Origin of the sequence: Neisseria sp. P0014.S002, from assembly GCF_051958295.1 — a bacterium.
Lineage (GTDB): Bacteria > Pseudomonadota > Gammaproteobacteria > Burkholderiales > Neisseriaceae > Neisseria > Neisseria flavescens_B.
Window position 1 is genome coordinate 1 of sequence record NZ_JBQCVO010000046.1, and the last position, 362, is coordinate 362.

A 362-nucleotide genomic window follows, 5' to 3' on the forward strand; every position below is an offset into this window, starting at 1 on the left:
CCACCCGCTCCCCCTTCTGTTCCGCCTATTCCCTTCCCGCTCTTTGCCGACCTCGGCGGTGCTAAGACCGTCGCCAAAGACGTACGCCTCAACCGCAAGCCTGCTTTTGTCTTTAAAGCCAGTAAGACGGACAAGACTTATGGCGATGAAATTGCCCTTCCGGGTCGCAAAGGGGTAAAGAGCCGTACCGCCACCAAACCGGCCTGGCCGATGCGCCATTCTTCCTCGGTTAAAATCCGCAAACGCTATATCGTGCGTACCGGTGATATGTTCCATATGAACGGCAAGTTCAGCAAAAGACTCCCCCCTAAAACCTGTCTGTCCTGTAAGGGTGCGGTAGGTGCCGGCCGTCCGGTCAATCC

The 362-nt window shown here is 56.4% G+C and carries 1 protein-coding gene; it reads left to right on the plus strand.

Going from position 1 to position 362, the window contains the following annotated elements:
- A partial coding sequence (locus ACTHSX_RS10530; protein ID WP_440377612.1) for a PAAR-like domain-containing protein occupies nt 1-362 on the plus strand: 362 nt, incomplete at both ends.